Source organism: Pseudomonas sp. ok272, from assembly GCF_900109995.1.
Lineage (GTDB): Bacteria > Pseudomonadota > Gammaproteobacteria > Pseudomonadales > Pseudomonadaceae > Aquipseudomonas.
Map to the genome: position 1 here is coordinate 60,279 of NZ_FOCB01000012.1, position 18,668 is coordinate 78,946.

The window sequence follows — 18,668 nt, forward strand, 5'->3', positions numbered from 1 at the left end:
TTGTGTGCTTGTGTGGAGGCGCTTCATGAATTACGAAGCCTGGTTATTGTTGTTCGAGGGGGCCTGGACCACCTTGTGGATCTCCGCGGTTGCCATCGCGCTGGGGGTAGTGTTCGGGCTATTCATTGCCGCTGGCAGGATGTCTCGGGTGCCGTTGCTCGGCCCCCTTCTAGGGATCTATGTCACGTTTGCCCGAGCAACGCCGTTGGTCACGCTGACGCTGTTCCTGTTCCTTTCTGCACCAACGTTCGGCATCGAGATGAACCGGTACGCGGCGGCGATCATTGCGCTGACCGTCAACACCGCCGCCTTCAACGCGGAAATCTGGCGCTCGGCCTTCCTGGGGTTTTCCAAGGATCAGCGTGAGGCCGCGCTATCGAGTGGCATGACGCCCTGGGTGTCGTTCCGCCGGATCATGTTCCCGCAGGTGATGATCAGCAGTTTGCCGGGGCTGGTTAACGAGATGTCGTTCCTGATCAAGGCGAGCCCGGCCATCGCGGTGATCGGGATTGTCGACCTGACCCGGGTCACCAATCGCATCACCTCGGTGACCTACGAACCGCTGCCGCCGATTCTGGCGGCCGCGCTGTTGTACATGCTGATCATCGGCAGCCTGCTCAAGTTGCAGGCGCTTGCCGAAACCAAAGCCAATCGGCTGGCCATGTGAGGGGACGATCATGAGTGAATGGGAAATCATCTGGCAGTCCCGGGACATCTTTCTCAAGGGGCTTGGCAATACCGCGCTGCTGTTCGCACTGTCGTTCAGCGGAGCGTTTCTGATCGGTTGCATGGCCAACTACTTCCTGGATCGCGGCCTGTGGGTCAGGCAGGCCTGTCGCTTGTACATGAGCGTGATGCGCATGGTGCCATTCCTGGTGCTGGTCTATCTGATCTACTACGGCTTGCCGCAGTATGGTATTCGCATCGATGCCTGGACCGCCGGTGCGATAGCGCTGGCGCTCTATCACGGCGCCTACTTTGCGGAGATCTTGCGTGGCAACCGATTGACCCTGCCACTGGGCCAGGTCGAATCGGCGAAGGCCCATGGCTTCAGGCCGTTGCCGATGTACCTGCATATTGTCTTGCCGCAATTGTTGTTTCGTTCGCGGCCGCTGATCGGCAACCAGATGGTCTACGCGATGAAGGACACGTCCTTTTTGTCGATCATCACGGTGCAGGAGCTGACGGCCGCGGCGAACACCGTGCAGTCGAGCTACTTCATTCCGACCAAGGCCTTTATTGTCAGCATCGCGTTTTACATCATCCTCAGCATGCTCATGGATCTGGGCTTGAGACGTGCGGGAACCCAAGGCGTCCAGCGAGGTTTTGAACATGCATGAACATGCAGCGGTACAGATTTCAGGCTTGTCCAAGTGTTTTGGCGGCATCGAGGTCCTCAGGGGGGTGAACCTCACTGTGTCAAAAGGTGAGGTCGTCAGCGTGCTGGGTTCATCCGGCTCAGGTAAATCGACCATGTTGCGTTGCATCAACTGGCTTGAAGTGCCGGATCAAGGCCGGATCGAGATTGCCGGCCAGCGTATTGGGGTAAACGACGCCGGCAAGGCCATGGGCCAACGCGAGTTGGCCGCGATTCGCGCTAAAACCGCGATGGTGTTCCAAGGGTTCAACCTTTGGCCACACCTCACCGTGCTGCAGAACGTCATGGAAGCGCCCATGCGCGTCAAGGGCGTGCATCGGGCCGAAGCGTTGAAGCAGGCCAGTGAGCTGCTGGAAAAGGTGGGGATGGCGGATAAGGCGCAGGCGTATCCGTTCACCCTGTCGGGCGGTCAAAAGCAACGGGTTGCCATTGCGCGCGCCCTGGCGATGAACCCGGAGGTCATCCTCTTTGATGAACCGACGTCGGCGCTCGACCCTGAGCGGGTAGGAGAGGTCCTGCAGGTGATGAAAAACCTCTCCGCCGAAGGCTACACGATGATTGTCGTGACCCATGAAATGGAGTTCGCCCGAGCCGTTTCCGATCAGGTGGTGTTTCTGGAGAAGGGCGAAATCATCGAGCAGGCCACGCCGCAGAAATTCTTCAGCAACCCCGATACCGATCGCGTCAGGAAGTTTTTGGAGCTGATGAACTAGCGCCGGGGGTTACCGCGGTCCCTGTTCGGCAGGTTAGGGTGTGACGCGCCGAGCAGGGCGCTTTATTGATGGGCGCGAGCCATGGAACGTGAGGTTTGAATGTCAGTATCGTTGATTGGCGAGCGGATCCAGGATCAGTTGGACAGACGCTCGGCCATCTCGTTGCAACAGCAGCTGTATCGGCAACTGCGCACGCTGATCGAGGAGGGCACATTGCGGCCTTCCTCGCGGCTTCCCTCAAGCCGCAGTCTGGCGAACCAGTTGAACGTTTCGCGCATTACCATCGTCGCGGCTTTTGACATGCTGACGGCCGATGGCTACCTGGTCGGCTCGGTGGGCAGTGGCACCTTCGTCGTAGAGCAACCGCCGACCCGCTCGCATGTCGCGACCGGCCAAGGGGTGGCCCCGGACGAAATTTCCTTGCGTGGAAGGCTGATACTCTCCGGTGCATCCGGGTTGCAGGAGCGCGAAGGTGCGTTCCTGCCCGGCGTACCCGATGTCTCAGCGTTTCCCTATATCGTCTGGCAACGCTTGCAAAATCGCTACCTGGGCAAAAACCTGTCGCAACTGAGCGGTTATGCCAATGGCGGCGGGTACCTGCCCTTGCGCCGAGCGTTGGCCGACTACCTGCGGGTTGCCCGTGGTGTGCGCTGTGGACCCGAGCAAGTGCTGATCACCATGGGTACCCAGCAATCGCTGGATCTCACGTTGCGCCTGCTCACCGATTCCAACGACCAGGTGTGTATCGAGAACCCCTCACACTGGGCCGGCGCCCTGATGCTCAAATCCCTCGGTGTTCGTTCAATCGCCGTGCCCGTTGATCATGAGGGGATCGTCATGACCGACGAACACTTCGCGATGAACCCCAAGCTGGTGTTCGTCACGCCCTCGCATCAGTTTCCCATGGGCAGCATTCTGTCCAGTGCGCGGCGCGAGCGCCTGCTACAGGAAGCCGAGCGGCGCAACTTCTGGATTGTCGAGGATGACTACGACAGCGAGCTGCGGTACGACATGGCACCGTCGCCCTCCTTGCAGGGTGAGGACCGGGCGGGCCGGGTGATTTACCTGGGGACCTTCAGCAAAGTGATGTATCCGGGGCTGCGCATGAGCTACATGGTCGTCCCAGCGTCGTTGAGCCAATCGATGGTGCGCGGCCTGCTGAGTCTGTACCGGCCTGGGCACCTACCGCTTCAGGCGGCGCTGTCGGACTTCCTCAATGACGGTCACTTGACCCGCCACCTGATCAACGTGCGCCCGTTGTACGCGGCACGGCAGGCCGAGCTGCGCAAATGCATGATCGAAGCGTTCGGCGAGGCGATTTACCTGAGTGGCGGCTTTGCCGGGTTGCACCTGACCTTGCGGTTTCGCGAGCTGCTGGATCTGGATCACTTACAGGCCGAGGCCGCGCGGCGGGACGTCCTGCTGCGGCGATTGAGTGCCTTCAATCACGCGGTGGGTCCTTTCCAGGATGGTTTTGTGCTGGGCTACGGCGCACTCAATCAGGACGACATCGGCGCGGCGGTAAAGCGTCTGCATGAGGCCTACCTGTGCATCCGCCAGGGCGCCCGGAAAAGCGCTAGGGCTGACGCCGGGGCAACCACAGCGACACACACAAGCCACGTTGATTCGCCTCCTCGGTGTAACCCAGGCTGATCCGTCCCCCGGCGCGCTCGACGAGGGTCTTGACGATGGACAGCCCAAGGCCGGAACCCACTTCATCGTTGCCCAGGCTGCGATAAAACGCGTCGAACACCCGCGAGTGTTCCTCACGCGCAATGCCCGGGCCGGAGTCCTTGATCTGCAGCAGCGCCAGGCCCTGGTCAAGACCTGCGCTCAAGTCGACCCGCCCGCCGGCCGGGGTATAGCGAATGGCGTTGTCCACCAGGTTCTTGACCAGGGTGGTCAACTCGACGTCATCCATCAGTACCTGCACGTCGTGGTCGCCTTCGACGCCAATGTCGATCTGCTTGGCCTCGGCCAGTGGCAGCAGGTCCTCCAACACCCGTCGATACACCCCATGCAGGGAAACGGCGGTCGTCGGCAGGCTCGGTGTGGATTGCACCCTGGCCAGGTCCAGCAGTTGATCCAGCAGCTTGCGTCCGCGTTCGATTCCCCGGTGCAATGGCCGCAGCCGTTCGCGGGCCTCGGGCGACATTTCGCTGGCCGCCAGGCGCTCGGCTTGCAAGGACAGGGCGGTCAGGGGCGAGCGCAGTTCGTGGGCGGCATCGGCGACAAAACGGCGCTGGGTTTCCATGGCGTTGGCCACCCGCGCCAGCAGGCGGTTGATGGCGACCACGAAGGGGCGGATCTCACTGGGTAGGTGATGTTCGTCGATGGGGTGCAGGTCCTGTTCGGCGCGCTGGTCGATCTCGGCCGAGAGACTGGCGATGGGGCGGAACACCTTGCGCACCAGGTCACCCACGACCAGCAGCAACACCGGGAACAGGATCAGGAACGGCAACAAGCTGCGCCAGGCGCTTTCGCGAGCGTCTTTGTCGCGCACATCGCTTTCCTGGGCGACGACGATGCGCTCGCCCAACGCCGTGGTCTTGACCAGGATCCGGAACGCCTCTGCGCCGACGTCCCGTGTCGACAGGCCATCGGCCAGGGTGGTGGGGAAGGGCAGCGGGATCGTGGCATCGTCGGTGCCGGTGGCCTTGGCGCCATCGGCCAGGTACTGGACGATCAGCCGGGACTCCTCATCGTCGGCCACCCCTTGCGGGTAGCGCAGGGTCATGTGTTGGCGGTCGAACAGCGAGGCCACCTGGCGCAGGGTGTCGTCCTGCATCTCATGGGCCTCATCGAACGCCGACACGAAGGCAAAGATCGCCGCCAGCATCGCGACCAGAAGGATCGCCAGGGACAGCGTTACCGACAACCTGAGCTGCACCGATTCCCTCAGGCGTTTTTGCCAACCATCCATCCCAGCCCCCGAACGTTCTTGATCACTTGGCTACCCAGCTTGCGCCGCAAACTGTGGATCAGGAACTCCACGGCGTTGCTTTCCACTTCATTGCCCCAGCCGTAGAGTCGGTCTTCGAGTTCACTGCGCGACAGGATTGCCCCGGGGCGTATCAGCAACGCTTGCAACAGGGCAAATTCGCGGCTGGACAGTTGCACGCCTTGGGCCTGTTCAGTGCTGGCCTGTTTGGACACCAAGTCCAGGGATACCACCGCGTTGCTCAGCAACGACAAGGCGCTGCCACCCTTGCGCCGCAGCACGGCCCGCATGCGCGCCAGCAGTTCGGCCATGTCGAAGGGTTTGAGCAGGTAGTCGTCGGCCCCGCCATCGAGGCCGCGCAGGCGCTCGTCGAGTTGGTCGCGGGCAGTGATGATCAGCAGTGGCACCGGGTTGTTGTCGGCGCGGATGCGGGCCAACACCCCATGCCCGTCCTTGCCCGGCAGGCCGAGGTCGAGCAGCACCAAGTCATAGTGCTGGGTCCGCAAGGTTGCCAGGGCGGCGAGTCCATCGCGCACCCAGTCGGTGGCATAGGCGGCGTCCTTGAGCGCGCCCTGGATGGCCTCGCCGATCATCGCGTCGTCTTCGACCAGCAAAATCCGCATGTCCCCTCCTTTTGGGAACGCTGTTTGGTGTGCATTGAAGCACTTGCCCAGGGTTAGTGACATCTCCAATCCATAACCGTGGGAGCGAGCCCGCTCGCGAAGGCTGCGTGTCAGTCACCATTGAGATTGCCTGACCCACCGATTTCGCCGGCAAGCCGGTCTCGCGCCCACAGGTTAAGCGCCTTTCATCGAGTCAAACGCCTTGAGCAGGTCGGTCATCGCCGCCTGGCAGTCGCTCAGGTCGGGACTGCTGGCGCGCAAGGCGTCGAGGGCGTGGTCCAAGGACTTGTCCAGCACATGCCAGTCGGCTGCGGCGCGGGGCTTGAGGCCGGCTTCGGCCGAGTCCCAGGCCGACTCCAGGTCTTTGATCCGCGCCTTGGCGGCGGGCAGTTGGTTGTGCTCGGCGAGGCCGGCAACGTCGGCGGCGATAGTGCGAAAGGCCGACAGGTCACCCAGCTTGGAGCCTGAAACCTGAGCGGTTGCCGGCCCCGAGGTGGAGGCGGTGCTGGGTTTGTCGGCGGGTTTGGAACAACCGGTGGCAATGCTCAGCAAGCCGATGGCCGAGAGGATAGCGAGGTGACGAACTGCTTTTTTAAGAACGTGCATGATGATTCCTTGACGGGATTATTGAGTGAGTGCTTTGCGGCCATTCGTGCTGAACTGCGCCATGGCGACCAGCAGCACGATGACGCAGAGGAAAATCGCGCTGGTCCAGGTGGCGCCCATGCCCAGTCCGCCATAGGTCTTGGCCTGGGTCAGCAGGTCGCCCAGGGAGGCACCGAACGGGCGGGTCAGGATGTAGGCGATCCAGAAGGTCAGTACGGTGTTGGCGCCCAGGCGCCAGGCAATCAGGGTCAGGGCAATCAACCCGGCGAAGATCACCGAGCCCAGGGTGAAGCCCAGGCCCAATGCTTCGGTGGCCAGGTCGCCGGCCGCCGTGCCCAGGGCGAAGGTGCACAGCACGGTGGTCCAGTAGAACCACTCGCGGCGTGGGGTGACGATCTCGCGGATCGACAGGTTGCGCTCGCTGCGGTACCAGAGCGCAAAGTTAAGCGCCAACAGCCCGGAAAACAGCGCGGTACTGGTATAGAGGCTGACGTCGAGCTTGTCGGTGAGCACATCGGTGATCTGCGTGCCGACAATGCTCACCAGCACCACGGTCAACCAGTAGATCCAGGGGGTGTAGACGCGGGTGCGCAGTTGGGTGAACAGGGCCACGGCCAGGAGCCCCAGCATGCCGAGGGTGGTGGGGCCAGCGCCCAGGCCGGCGTCGACGGCGAGAAAGTCGGCGCCGGTTTCACCCACGGTGGTGGAGAGGATCTTGATCACCCAGAAGGCCAGCGTGACCTCGGGTACTTTGTTCAGCCAGCCGGCTGTCGATGAATTCATGGGAGCGTCTCCTTGGCAAGCGCCGCCAGTGGCGCTGGGGAGGGAGACTACTGGGCGAAACTTAGCTGGGACTGAGGCCCGTAAAAACACCCCAATACCCTGTGGGAGCGAGACCGGCTTGCCGGCGAAGGGGCCAGTACTGCCACTATCCATACAGGCTGACACTCCGCCTTCGCGAGCGGGCTCGCTCCCACAAAGGAATGCCGATGGATGTTGAATCCACTCCACCAACGGTCGGTTTCCATCACGCGTGGCGGATTCGTGGCTAGAGTTCATAGCAGGCTGGCCCTGTTGCAGCCCCCGTGATAGCCCAAGAGCCTGGCCACAGTCCGGGCACGTTCAACTGATCAGGAGTGCACGATGGATCTCAACCGTCGTCAATTCTTCAAGGTCGCGGCCGTCGGACTCGGCGGTTCGAGCCTGGCCGCGCTGGGGATGGCCCCGACCCTGGCCTTCGCCGAACAGGTCCGCCACTTCAAGCTGACCCACACCCACGAAACCCGCAACACTTGTCCGTACTGCTCGGTCGGCTGCGGCCTGATCCTGTACAGCGCGGGCGATACGGCGAAGAACGTCGCGCAGAACATCATCCACATCGAAGGCGACGCCGATCACCCGGTCAATCGCGGCACGCTGTGCCCCAAGGGCGCGGGCCTGCTGGACTTCATCCATAGCCCAAGCCGCTTGCAGTACCCGCAAGTGCGCAAGCCCGGCAGCAGCGAGTGGACGCGGGTGTCCTGGGACGAAGCCCTGGACCGCGTCGCCGACCTGATGAAGGCCGATCGCGACGCTAATTTCATCGAGAAGAACGCCCAGGGCCAGACGGTCAATCGCTGGCTGAGCACCGGGTTCCTCGCGGCCTCGGCGGCGTCCAACGAGGCGGGCTACCTGACCCACAAGGTCATTCGCAGCCTCGGCATGCTGGGGTTCGATAACCAGGCGCGTGTCTGACACGGTCCGACGGTGGCAAGTCTTGCCCCGACGTACGGCCGTGGTGCCATGACCAATACCTGGACCGATATCGCCAACGCGAACCTGATCCTGGTCATGGGCGGCAACGCAGCAGAAGCGCACCCGTGCGGCTTCAAATGGGTGACCGAAGCCAAGGCGCATAACCAGGCTCGGCTGATTGTGGTCGACCCCAGGTTTACCCGGACCGCCTCGGTGGCCGACTATTACGCGCCGATTCGTACAGGCACCGACATCGCCTTCATGGGCGGGTTGATCAACTACTTGCTGACCGAGGACAAGATCCAGCACGAGTACGTGCGCGCCTATACGGACGTGTCGTTCATCGTCAAAGCCGGGTTCAGCTTCGAGGACGGGATCTTCAGCGGCTACGACGTGGCCAAGCGCACCTACACCGACAAGTCCGGCTGGGGCTATGAGATCGGCGAAGACGGCTTTGCCAAGGTCGACCCGACCCTGCAAGACCCGCGCTGCGTCTATCAACTGATGAAGGTCCACTACAGCCGCTACAACATTGAACTGGCCAGCCAGGTCTGCGGCATGCCGGTGGAGGCGATCAAGAAGATCTGGGAGGAAATCGCCACCTGCTCGATACCGGGCAAGACCATGACGATCCTCTACGCCCTGGGCTGGACCCAACACTCCATTGGCTCGCAGATCATCCGCAGCGCGGCCATGGTGCAACTGCTGCTGGGCAACGTCGGCATGCCGGGCGGCGGGGTCAATGCCTTGCGCGGGCACTCCAACATCCAGGGCCTGACCGACTTGGGGCTGCTGTCCAACTCATTGCCCGGCTACCTGACCCTGGGCGGGGACGCCGAGCAGGACTACGACGCCTACATTGCCAAACGCACACAAAAACCGTTGCGGCCGGGGCAACTGTCGTACTGGCAGAACTACGGCAAGTTCCACGTCAGCCTGATGAAAGCCTGGTACGGCGCCAATGCCACCGCCGAGAACCACTGGGCCTACGACTACCTGCCCAAGCTCGACATCCCCAACTACGACATCCTCAAGATGTTCGACATGATGGGTCAGGGCCAGGTCAACGGGTACATGTGCCAGGGCTTCAACCCCATCGCCGCGTTGCCCGACAAGAACCGGGTGATGAAGGCGCTCGCCAAGCTCAAGTGGCTGGTGGTGATGGACCCGCTCTCGACCGAGACCTCGGAGTTCTGGAAGAACGTCGGGCCCTACAACGACGTGACCAGCGCCGACATCCACACCGAAGTGATCCGTCTGCCCACCACCTGCTTCGCCGAAGAAGACGGCTCGCTGGTCAACAGCAGTCGCTGGTTGCAATGGCACTGGAAAGGCGCCGACGGACCGGGGGAAGCGCAGACCGACGTGCGCATCATGAGCGAGCTGTTCCTGCGCTTGCGCAAGCGTTATCAGGAGCAGGGCGGGGCGTTCCCCGATCCGCTGCTCAAGTTGTCCTGGCCGTACAAGATCACCGATGAGCCATCGCCGGAGGAGCTGGCCAAGGAAATCAACGGTTACGCCACCACTGACCTGACCGATGCCAGCGGCGCGGCGATCAAGGGCGGCGCGCAATTGAGCGGCTTCGCCCAACTCAAGGATGACGGCAGCACAGCGTCCGGGTGCTGGATCTTCTGTGGCAGTTGGACCGAGGCCGGCAACCAGATGGCCCGGCGCGATAACAGCGACCCGTATGGCATGAAGCAGCACCTGGGCTGGGCCTGGGCCTGGCCGATGAACCGGCGGATTCTCTATAACCGCGCCTCGGCCGACACCAAGGGCCAGCCGTGGGACCCGAAAAAGCGCCTGGTGTGGTGGAACGGCAAGGCCTGGGGCGGCACCGACGTGCCCGACTTCAAGGCCGACTCGCCACCGGAGGCGGGGATGAACCCGTTCATCATGAACCCCGAGGGCGTGGCGCGGTTCTTCGCCGTGGACAAGATGAACGAAGGCCCTTTCCCCGAGCACTACGAGCCGTTCGAGACGCCGATTGGCATCAACCCGATGCACCCGACCAATAAAAACGCGACCAGCAACCCGGCGGCGCGGATCTTCGACTCGGTGTGGGAAACCCTCGGGGTGGCCAAGGACTACCCGTACGCGGCCACCAGCTATCGGTTGACCGAGCATTTTCACTTCTGGAGCAAGCACTGCAAGCTCAACGCGGTCATCCAGCCCGAGCAGTTCGTCGAGATCGGCGAGGTGCTGGCCAAGGAAAAAGGCATCGTTGCCGGCGACAAGGTGCGGGTCAGCAGCAAGCGCGGCTTTATCGAGGCGGTGGCGGTGGTGACCAAGCGGATTCGTCCGCTGAACGTCAACGGCCAGGTGGTGCACCACGTCGGCATCCCGCTGCACTGGGGCTTTACCGGGCTGACGCGCCACGGTTACCTGACCAACACCCTGGTGCCGTTTCTCGGTGACGGCAACTCACAGACCCCGGAATCCAAGTCATTCCTGGTCAACGTGGAGAAACTCTGATGGCCAGCCAAGACATCATTGCCCGCTCGGCCACCACCACGGTGCCGCCGTCGGTACGGCTCCAGGACGAAGTGGCCAAGCTGATCGACACCACCAAGTGCATTGGCTGCAAGGCCTGCCAGGTCGCCTGTTCGGAATGGAACGAGCTGCGCGACGAGGTGGGCCACAACCACGGCACCTACGACAACCCGCAAGACCTCACCGCCGACAGCTGGACGCTGATGCGCTTCACCGAGCACGAGACTGACGCTGGCACCCTGGAGTGGCTGATCCGCAAGGACGGCTGCATGCACTGCGCCGAGCCCGGTTGCCTGGCGGCGTGCCCCAGCCCGGGCGCGATCATCAAGCATGCCAACGGTATCGTCGACTTCGACCAGGACCACTGCATCGGTTGCGGCTATTGCATCACCGGTTGCCCGTTCGATGTCCCGCGCATCTCGCAGAAGGACCACAAGGCCTACAAGTGCACCTTGTGCTCGGACCGCGTGGCGGTGGGGCTGGAGCCAGCGTGCGTGAAGACCTGCCCGACCGGGGCAATCGTCTTCGGCACCAAGGAGGACATGAAGGTGCACGCTGCAGAACGCATCGTCGACCTCAAGAGCCGCGGCTTCGATAACGCCGGCCTGTATGACCCGGCCGGCGTCGGCGGCACCCACGTGATGTACGTGTTGCACCACGCCGACACCCCTTCGATTTACGCCGGCTTGCCTGACCAGCCGGCCATCAGCCCGCTGGTGGGGTTGTGGAAGGGCGTCAGTAAACCCTTGGCTTTGCTGGCCATGGGGGTGGCGGTGTTGGCCGGGTTCTTCCACTACGTGCGCATCGGTCCGCAACGCGAGGATGACGAGGAGCACTCGCCGGTGCATGACCCTGCGGTGCACGAGGTCGATCCGGCGGTGCATACCTTCGACCCACGCGGGGAGAATCGGCCATGAACGAGAAACCGATCCAGCGCTACACCGCCAACCAGCGCAGCAATCACTGGCTGGTGGCGATCCTGTTCTTCATGGCCGCGCTGTCGGGGCTGGCGCTGTTCCATCCGGCGCTGTTCTGGCTGAGCAACCTGTTCGGCGGTGGGCCGTGGACGCGCATCCTGCACCCCTTCATGGGCGTGGTGATGTTCGTGTTGTTCATGGGCCTGGTGATCAGCTTCTGGCGCGCCAACGTTTTCATCCGTAACGATGGGGTGTGGCTGCGGCAGATAGGGCAGGTGATCCAGAACAAGGAGGAGGGCGTGCCGCCCATTGGCAAGTACAACCCTGGACAGAAGCTATTGTTCTGGACGCTGCTGGCGTGCATGTTGGCGCTGCTGGTGACCGGGCTGGTGATCTGGCGCGCGTATTTCAGTGCCTGGTTCGGCATCACCGTGATTCGCTGGTCGATGCTGTTGCATGCACTGGCGGGGTTCGTGCTGGTGCTGAGCATCATCATTCACATCTACGCCGGGATCTGGATCAAGGGCTCGGTGGGCGCCATGGTGCATGGCTGGGTCAGCCGCGCCTGGGCCAGGAAGCACCATGGGCTCTGGTACCGGGACGTGACCGACGACAAATCGGCCGAGCCGCCAATCAATAAAAAAGGATGACCACGTGGCGACGATTCTTGAACCTGGGGAAATAGAAGCCGCGGCCAGTTCGCCGCCGTTCCTGTACCTGCCGCCACCGGACCTGTTCAGCGTCCGGGCGCAGCGTCTGGAGCACCTGGCCGAGGACCATCCGCTGGCGGATTACCTGCGCCTGGTGGCCGGGCTGTGTCGTGTGCAGCAGGACGTGATCGAAGGCCCGCCGCTGGGCGCACAGCCACCGGACCCGCAACGCCAGGCCCTGTGCCGACAACACGGCTTGCCGCCGCTGAGCGCCGACAGCCTGGTGCGCGAGGACGGATGGCTGACCTATCTGCAGGCTCTGCTGCAGCGCTATTCCGTGATGGGGTCACCCACCGAGGCCGTGGTCAGCGCAGTGGCGCAGTTGCGCTACGCGGAACCCGGGCAACTCAAGGCGTGGGCGGTGGCCCTGGTCAGTGGCCAATATGCCTTGGTCCCGGCGCAGTTGGTGCCATTCCTTGGGGCCGGGCTGCAGGCGGCCTGGAGTCACTGGCTGCTGCACATGCCGAACCTCGACCTCAAGCCCGGCGACAGCCTCAGCCAATGCCCGGCCTGTGGTTCGCCGGCCATGGCCGGGGTCATCCGCCAGCGCGGCAAGCACAACGGTTTGCGTTACCTGGCCTGTTCGCTGTGTGCCTGCGAATGGCACGTGGTGCGGGTCAAGTGCATCTACTGCGAGCACAGCAAGGGGCTGGACTACATCAGCGTCGAGGATGATCGCTATCGCCCGGATCACGCGCCACTGCGGGCGGAGACCTGCGCCACCTGCAACCACTATTTGAAACAGCTCTACCTGGAACATGACGCCCACGCCGAGGCATTGTCCGCGGACTTGGCCAGCCTGGCCCTGGACATGCGCCTGGATCTGGAGGGCTATGTGCGCCTGGCGCCGAATCTGCTGCTCGCGCCCGCCGGTGACTGAAACTTTGTGTCTACACTCAGGGCTCAAGTGCTGTGGGGAGCCCTTTGATGCCGTTGACCGAACCTGTGCGTTTACCTTCCATCGACAGCCTGCTGCGCGCTGCCGCGTGCCAGCCATTGCTGGCGCGCTATGGCCGCGAAGCGTTGCTCGGCACCTTGCGCCACTTGCTCGACGACCTGCGCGAGCCGGTGCGCCTGGGCCAACTCAACGCGCTTGAACTGGGCGCCGAGGCCTTGGCGGGCCGGGCCAGCGAGCGCCTGGAGCAGCAGCACCGCAGCCGGGTGAGGCGAGTGTTCAACCTCACCGGCACCGTGCTGCACACCAACCTGGGGCGAGCCCTGTTGCCGGAGGAAGCGATCCGCGCCATTGAACAGGCGGCCCGCTACCCGCTCAACCTTGAGTTCGACCTGCACAGCGGCAAGCGCGGTGACCGCGATGACCTGATCGAAGGCCTGATCCGCGAACTGACCGGGGCCGAGGCGGTGACGGTGGTCAATAACAATGCCGCCGCCGTACTGCTGACACTCAACAGCCTGGGGGCGCGCAAAGAGGGGATCATCTCCCGAGGCGAATTGATCGAGATCGGTGGCGCGTTCCGCATTCCCGACATCATGGCCAGGGCCGGGGTCAAGCTGCATGAAGTCGGCACCACCAATCGCACCCATGCCAAGGATTACGAGGCGGCCATCGGCCCACGCACCGGCTTGTTGATGCGCGTGCACACCAGCAACTACAGCATCCAGGGCTTCACGGCCCAGGTGCCGACCGCCGAGTTGGCGCCATTGGCCCACCGCCACGGGCTGCTGTTGCTCGAGGACCTGGGCAGCGGCAGCCTGCTGGACCTGACTCGCTGGGGGTTGCCCGCCGAGCCCACGGTGCGCCAGGCGCTGCTCGATGGCGCCGACATTGTCACCTTCAGTGGCGACAAGTTGCTCGGCGGCCCCCAGTCGGGGCTGATCGTCGGGCGCAAGGAACTGATCGCCAAGATCAAGAAGAACCCACTCAAACGCGCCTTGCGCGTGGACAAACTGACCCTGGCCGCCCTTGAGGCCGTGCTCGGTCTGTACCGCGACCCTGATCGCCTGGCCGAGCGCTTGCCCAGCCTGTCCCTGTTGACCCGCCCAGCCGCAGACATTCAGGCCCAGGCCGAACGAGTCCAGCCGCTGCTGGCCCGCGTTCTCGGGGCTGGCTGGAGCGTGACGGTGCAACCGACCCTGGGCATGATCGGCAGCGGCAGCCAACCGGTGGCCCGCCTGCCCAGCGCGGCCTTGTGCCTGCGGCCAAATGTGCCAAAGCGTCAGCGCGGACGGCAGTTGCTCACGCTCGAAGCCGCGCTACGCCACCTGCCGATCCCGGTGCTGGGGCGTATCGATGACGATGCCATGTGGCTGGACCTGCGCCAGTTGGACGATGAACCGGCGTGGCGGGCGCAACTGGATGGCCTGCGGGTGGCGGGATGATTGTCGGCACGGCGGGGCATATCGATCATGGCAAGACCGCCTTGCTCAAGGCGCTGACCGGACAGGCCGGCGACCGCCGTCGAGAGGAGCAGGAGCGGGGCATCACCATCGACCTGGGGTTTGTCTATGCCGCCCTGGCGCCCGACGCGGCCCTGACCGGGTTTATCGACGTGCCCGGCCATGAGCGCTTTGTCCGCAACATGCTGGCCGGTGCCCATGGTATCGACCTGGTGCTGCTGGTGGTGGCGGCCGACGACGGGGTGATGCCCCAGACCCGCGAGCACCTGGCGATCATCGAGTTGCTGGGCGTGCCCCGGGCGCTGGTGGTGATCAGCAAATGTGACCGGGTCGAGGTCGAGCGGGTGCAAGCGGTCCAGGATCAGGTGACGGCATTGCTGGCGCCGGGACCCTATCGCGGCGCCGCGCAATTTGTGGTCTCCAGCCTGAGCGGCGCGGGGGTCGAAGCCCTGCGCCAAGCCTTGCTGGTCGCCCAGGGGGACGTGCGCCAACGCAGCCGCCACGGCGGCTTTCGCCTGGCCATCGACCGCGCCTTCAGCGTGACGGGCGCCGGGATCGTGGTCACCGGCACCGCCCTGGCCGGACAGGTGCAGGTCGGTGACACCCTGAGCCTGGGGCTGGCCGGCAAACCGGTCCGGGTACGCAGCCTGCACGCGCAAAACCAGCAGGCGTCGCAGGCGTGGGCCGGGCAACGGGTGGCGCTGAACCTGAGTGCCGAGCGCCTGGCGCTGGAGCAGATCCATCGGGGCGACTGGCTGCTCGCCGAGTGGCTGCATGCGCCGACGACACGAGTGGACATCGACCTGCAGTTGCTCGCCAGCGAACTGCACGCCTTCGAACATTTCACTCCGGTACACGTGCACTTGGGCACCCAGGATGTCACCGCGCGCTTGGCCCTGCTGGAAGGCACGCGCCTGGCGCCCGGTGCCCGGATGTTCGCCCAGTTGTTACTGGATGCACCGGTGCAGGCGGCCCATGGCGATCGCCTGGTGGTGCGCGATCAGAGCGCCCGCCGCACCCTCGGCGGCGGCCGGGTGATTGATCCGTTCGCCCCCAGTCGCCAGCGGCGCAGCGAGGCGCGCCTGGCCCAATTGCAATCCCTGGCGGGGGCTGATGCGCTGGAGCCGATGATGGCGACGCTGTTGGCCAATAGCGAGCGAGGCATCGACCCGCGGCATCTGGAGCGCCAATTCAATCGCCCGCGCAGCACCTGGCAGTTGCCGATGCAGGTCCAACTCATCCATACGCGCCAAGGACCGATGCTGTTTGACGCCCAGCGCTGGGCCGCGCTCAAGCAGCGGGTGCTGGAGCACCTGGCGCGCTGGCATGAGCAGCAGCCGGATGAACTGGGGCCCGACCGCGACCGCTTGCGCCGGTTCGCCGCCACGGCGCTGGAGCGACCGCTGTTCATCAGCCTGCTCGAAGAACTGCTGGCCAGTGGCGCCATCGCCAGCAGCGGGCCGTGGTTACACCTGCCCGGGCACCACGTGCGCCTGAACGCAGCGGATCAGGCGCTGTGGTCGCAGGCGCAGCCGCTGTTGACCCTGGGCGTGTTCGATCCGCCGTGGGTGCGTGACCTGGCAGCGGCCTGCCGTACCGACGAGGCGGCATTGCGCATGCTGCTGCGCAAGCTCGCCCGCCTGGGGCAGGTGCATCAGGTGGTGCGCGATCTGTTCTACCCGGATGCCACGGTGCGCCAATTGGCATCTATGCTGTTGCAACTGGCCGCGGACAAACCGGTGATTGAAGCGGCGGCGTTTCGTGACAAGGTGGGCCTGGGGCGCAAACGCAGCATTCAGCTCCTGGAGTTCTTTGATCGCATCGGCTTGACCCGCCGGCTCGGCGACCAGCGCCGCATCCGTGCGGACAGCGCACTGGCGCAGCCCGCCGGCGACTGATTTCAAGGAAGGCAATCGCGCCCGGTGGCGCGGCCGGGCTTCAAACCCGGTTGGGGGCGGCATCCGCTCCCGGGCAGGTTCGACTCCTGCTGCCTTCCGCCATTTTTCAACACCACGCTGCCGTGCGGTGATCAGCAGTACCCTGGGCATGTCGGTGGTGAGCGAAGGCATCGAGACCGAGGCGCAATGTCAGCAGTTGCTGGCGCTCGGTTGCACCAGGGACAGGGCTACGGGTCGTAACCGTGGCACCACCGGCGGCGCTGGCTCCTTGTTCCAATTCCCCGCGCGAGGATGTGTGGCTTTCTTGATCGATGTCAACGGCAGGGGCCGAACGCTTCTGTAGTCTCCAGGGACTAACAGCCAGTGCTCTCACCGCCCGGTGAGGTGTTCGCCATAGCGCGGGTTGCCTTTGCTCAAGGCGCAAACTCCATGATCTATCCGCTGATCCTGACCTTGCATCTGTTTGCCGCGCTGATTTTTATCGGCACGGTGTTCTTCGAGGTCCTGTTCCTGGGAAGCATCCGTCAACAACTGCCCGCCAGGGTGATGGTATGGGTCGAGCAGGGCATCGCTCGGCGAGCACGCTCACTGATGCCCTGGGTCCTGCTGGTGTTGTTCGGCGCGGGGCTTGGCATGGTCTGGTTACGCTACCTGGCTGTGCTCGCTTCACCATTGACGTCAGCATTCGGCACACTGCTCGCGTTGAAAATCGTGCTGGCGGTGAGCGTGCTCCTGCATTTCCTGGCAGCGATGTGGTTGTTCAAGCGCGGCCGGATGAGTGCGCGATACCAGCACTTGATCCACGCCAGCGTGTTTGGCCACCTGGTCGTTATCGTGTTGCTGGCCAAAGGGATGTTCTATCTGACCTGGTGATCGGCGCTGGCCGGTCGAACAGTCGGTCCGCCCGGGACCACGGCATCGTGATCTGCGACAACGGTCATTGCTCGCAATTGGCCGATGATCAACCCATGGACTGACTTCGAGCCTGCGCTCTGGCGCCAGGTAAGCAGCAAGGCAGAGGAGTGGCGGTATGCACGTGCTCGATCACCGTAAAGCGTTGGCAATCACGCCGCTGTTTCGCTTGGCCTTTCGGCCGTTGTTCCTGGCCGGCGCTCTATTGGCGCTGCTGTCCATCCCCCTGTGGCTGGCGGCTTTTAGCGGCTCGATAAGCGACTGGCAGCCGGCAGGTGGTTGGTTGGGGTGGCATCGACATGAATTGCTGTTCGGGTTCGGGCTGGCAATTATCGCGGGCTTTGTGCTGACGGCGGTGCAGACCTGGACCGGTCGTCCCGGTATCAGCGGCAAGCCGCTGGCGGCCTTGGCGTTGGTGTGGTTGTTGGCGCGCGTAGCCTGGTTGGCCAATGCACCATGGCCGCTGCTCGTGGTGCTGGAGCTGGCGTTCCCGCTGGCGGTGGCCGCGCTGATGGGGATCAACCTATGGCGCGTACGGCAGACGCGTAATTACCCGATTGTCGTGGTGCTGCTGTTGTTGACCATGGCCGACGGGGTGTCTCTGTACGGTCTGCTCGAAGGTCACGAGGGCTGGCAGCGCCAGGGCGCGTTGAGCGGCATCTGGCTGGTCGCGGCAATGATGAGTTTGATCGGCGGACGGGTCATTCCGTTCTTCACTCAGCGTGGCCTCGGGCGGGTCGATGCCGCTAGCACCTGGCCCTGGCTGGATTGGCTGTTGCTGATCGGTTCGGCCGCCGTGGCGTTGCTGTTTGCCGCCGGCCCTGCACTGAGCCCTAATGCTTGGGTGGGCCTGTTGTTTGCGGTGCTGGGGGGCGGGCATCTGATACGGCTGGTGCGCTGGCATGATCGGGCGCTGTGGCGCGTGCCGTTATTGTGGTCGTTGCACCTGGCGTACGGCTGGTTGGCAGTGGCTTGCCTGGGCATGGCCCTGTGGCATTTCGGTGTGGCGCTAAACCCGAGCCTGGCGATGCATTGCCTGACGATAGGTGCGATAGGCGGCCTGGTGCTGGCGATGATTGCGCGGGTCACGCTTGGCCATACCGGCCGTGCGCTGCAGCCTCCGCCGGGCATGACCTTGGCGTTCATCCTGATCAACCTGGCCTGCTTGAGCCGGGTTGCATTGACCCCGTTCTTTCTCATGCCCGCGTTGTGGCTGGCGGGCGTGTGCTGGGCGTTGGCGTTTGCGCTGTATGTCTGGCGCTATGGGCCGATGTTGCTGCGTACGCGGGTTGACGGTCATCCGGGTTAACCCGCTGCGCGCAGTTTTTAGTGGTGGTGATGTACCGTTCTAGGTTGAGCCCAGCCATACAAGGCTGGGCCTGTGC

General features: G+C 63.9%; 16 protein-coding genes and 1 tRNA gene. 13 read left to right on the forward strand and 4 right to left on the reverse strand.

The window, feature by feature from the left end; genetic code table 11:
- Nucleotides 1-25: 25 nt before the first annotated feature.
- From BMW74_RS17515 to BMW74_RS17530, 4 genes are all read left to right on the forward strand, one after another.
- Nucleotides 26-667 (forward strand): amino acid ABC transporter permease, encoded by a 642-nt coding sequence (locus BMW74_RS17515; RefSeq protein ID WP_093424208.1) that lies wholly within the window; start codon nt 26-28, stop codon nt 665-667.
- A gap of 10 nt (nt 668-677) precedes the next feature.
- Nucleotides 678-1,340 carry an amino acid ABC transporter permease gene (locus tag BMW74_RS17520; protein WP_093424211.1) on the forward strand — a complete coding sequence of 221 codons (663 nt, stop codon included), beginning with the start codon at nt 678-680 and terminating at the stop codon, nt 1,338-1,340.
- Nucleotides 1,333-2,091, forward strand: coding sequence for an amino acid ABC transporter ATP-binding protein (locus BMW74_RS17525; RefSeq protein WP_093424215.1), 759 nt, complete (start codon nt 1,333-1,335; stop codon nt 2,089-2,091). Before BMW74_RS17520 ends, BMW74_RS17525 begins: the two co-directional genes overlap by 8 nt.
- 99 nt (nt 2,092-2,190) lie before the next feature.
- Entirely contained in the window at nt 2,191-3,744 is a 1,554-nt protein-coding gene (locus BMW74_RS17530) for a MocR-like pyridoxine biosynthesis transcription factor PdxR (protein ID WP_256562600.1), read from the forward strand.
- On the opposite strand, the gene BMW74_RS17535 is transcribed toward BMW74_RS17530, so the two are convergent.
- The 4 genes from BMW74_RS17535 to BMW74_RS17550 form a co-directional block, all read right to left on the reverse strand.
- The gene (locus BMW74_RS17535; protein WP_093424219.1) at nt 3,668-5,014 is read right to left on the reverse strand and encodes an ATP-binding protein; all 1,347 of its coding nucleotides are present in this window, start codon (nt 5,012-5,014) and stop codon (nt 3,668-3,670) included. The two genes, BMW74_RS17530 and BMW74_RS17535, sit on opposite strands and share 77 nt — an antisense overlap.
- The gene (locus BMW74_RS17540; protein ID WP_093424223.1) at nt 4,990-5,655 is read right to left on the reverse strand and encodes a response regulator; all 666 of its coding nucleotides are present in this window, start codon (nt 5,653-5,655) and stop codon (nt 4,990-4,992) included. The genes BMW74_RS17535 and BMW74_RS17540 overlap by 25 nt, the downstream gene beginning before the upstream one ends.
- A 174-nt stretch (nt 5,656-5,829) precedes the next feature.
- Nucleotides 5,830-6,261 (reverse strand): hypothetical protein, encoded by a 432-nt coding sequence (locus BMW74_RS17545; protein WP_093424227.1) that lies wholly within the window; start codon nt 6,259-6,261, stop codon nt 5,830-5,832.
- An 18-nt stretch (nt 6,262-6,279) separates the two neighbouring features.
- Nucleotides 6,280-7,044, reverse strand: a complete 765-nt coding sequence (locus BMW74_RS17550; RefSeq protein WP_093424232.1) for a COG4705 family protein — start codon at nt 7,042-7,044, stop codon at nt 6,280-6,282.
- Between the two features lie 360 nt (nt 7,045-7,404).
- On the opposite strand from BMW74_RS17550, the gene fdnG reads away from it, so the two are divergent.
- The 9 genes from fdnG to BMW74_RS17605 all read left to right on the forward strand — a co-directional run bounded on the left by fdnG (nt 7,405) and on the right by BMW74_RS17605 (nt 18,592).
- Nucleotides 7,405-10,470: a formate dehydrogenase-N subunit alpha gene (gene fdnG / locus BMW74_RS17560; RefSeq protein ID WP_139208427.1), complete on the forward strand. Its 3,066-nt coding sequence runs from the start codon at nt 7,405-7,407 to the stop codon at nt 10,468-10,470.
- A complete protein-coding gene (gene fdxH / locus BMW74_RS17565) occupies nt 10,470-11,405 on the forward strand; it encodes a formate dehydrogenase subunit beta (RefSeq protein ID WP_093424245.1) in 936 nt (311 codons plus the stop codon). Before fdnG ends, fdxH begins: the two co-directional genes overlap by 1 nt.
- Nucleotides 11,402-12,055 carry a formate dehydrogenase subunit gamma gene (locus BMW74_RS17570; RefSeq protein WP_093424249.1) on the forward strand — a complete coding sequence of 218 codons (654 nt, stop codon included), beginning with the start codon at nt 11,402-11,404 and terminating at the stop codon, nt 12,053-12,055. The genes fdxH and BMW74_RS17570 overlap by 4 nt, the downstream gene beginning before the upstream one ends.
- Before the next feature lie 4 nt (nt 12,056-12,059).
- On the forward strand, nt 12,060-12,995 hold the full coding sequence (gene fdhE / locus BMW74_RS17575; protein ID WP_093424253.1) for a formate dehydrogenase accessory protein FdhE: 936 nt from the start codon (nt 12,060-12,062) through the stop codon (nt 12,993-12,995).
- A gap of 47 nt (nt 12,996-13,042) precedes the next feature.
- Nucleotides 13,043-14,455, forward strand: a complete 1,413-nt coding sequence (selA, locus tag BMW74_RS17580; protein WP_093424258.1) for an L-seryl-tRNA(Sec) selenium transferase — start codon at nt 13,043-13,045, stop codon at nt 14,453-14,455.
- Complete coding sequence (gene selB / locus BMW74_RS17585; protein WP_093424263.1) at nt 14,452-16,371, forward strand: selenocysteine-specific translation elongation factor; 1,920 nt, start codon at nt 14,452-14,454, stop codon at nt 16,369-16,371. The genes selA and selB overlap by 4 nt, the downstream gene beginning before the upstream one ends.
- A gap of 6 nt (nt 16,372-16,377) precedes the next feature.
- Nucleotides 16,378-16,473, forward strand: a tRNA-Sec gene (locus tag BMW74_RS17590).
- 327 nt (nt 16,474-16,800) lie between these two features.
- On the forward strand, nt 16,801-17,244 hold the full coding sequence (locus BMW74_RS17600) for a CopD family copper resistance protein (RefSeq protein ID WP_093424273.1): 444 nt from the start codon (nt 16,801-16,803) through the stop codon (nt 17,242-17,244).
- A gap of 157 nt (nt 17,245-17,401) precedes the next feature.
- The gene (locus tag BMW74_RS17605; RefSeq protein WP_093424278.1) at nt 17,402-18,592 is read left to right on the forward strand and encodes an NnrS family protein; all 1,191 of its coding nucleotides are present in this window, start codon (nt 17,402-17,404) and stop codon (nt 18,590-18,592) included.
- The last annotated feature ends 76 nt before the right edge of the window (nt 18,593-18,668 follow it).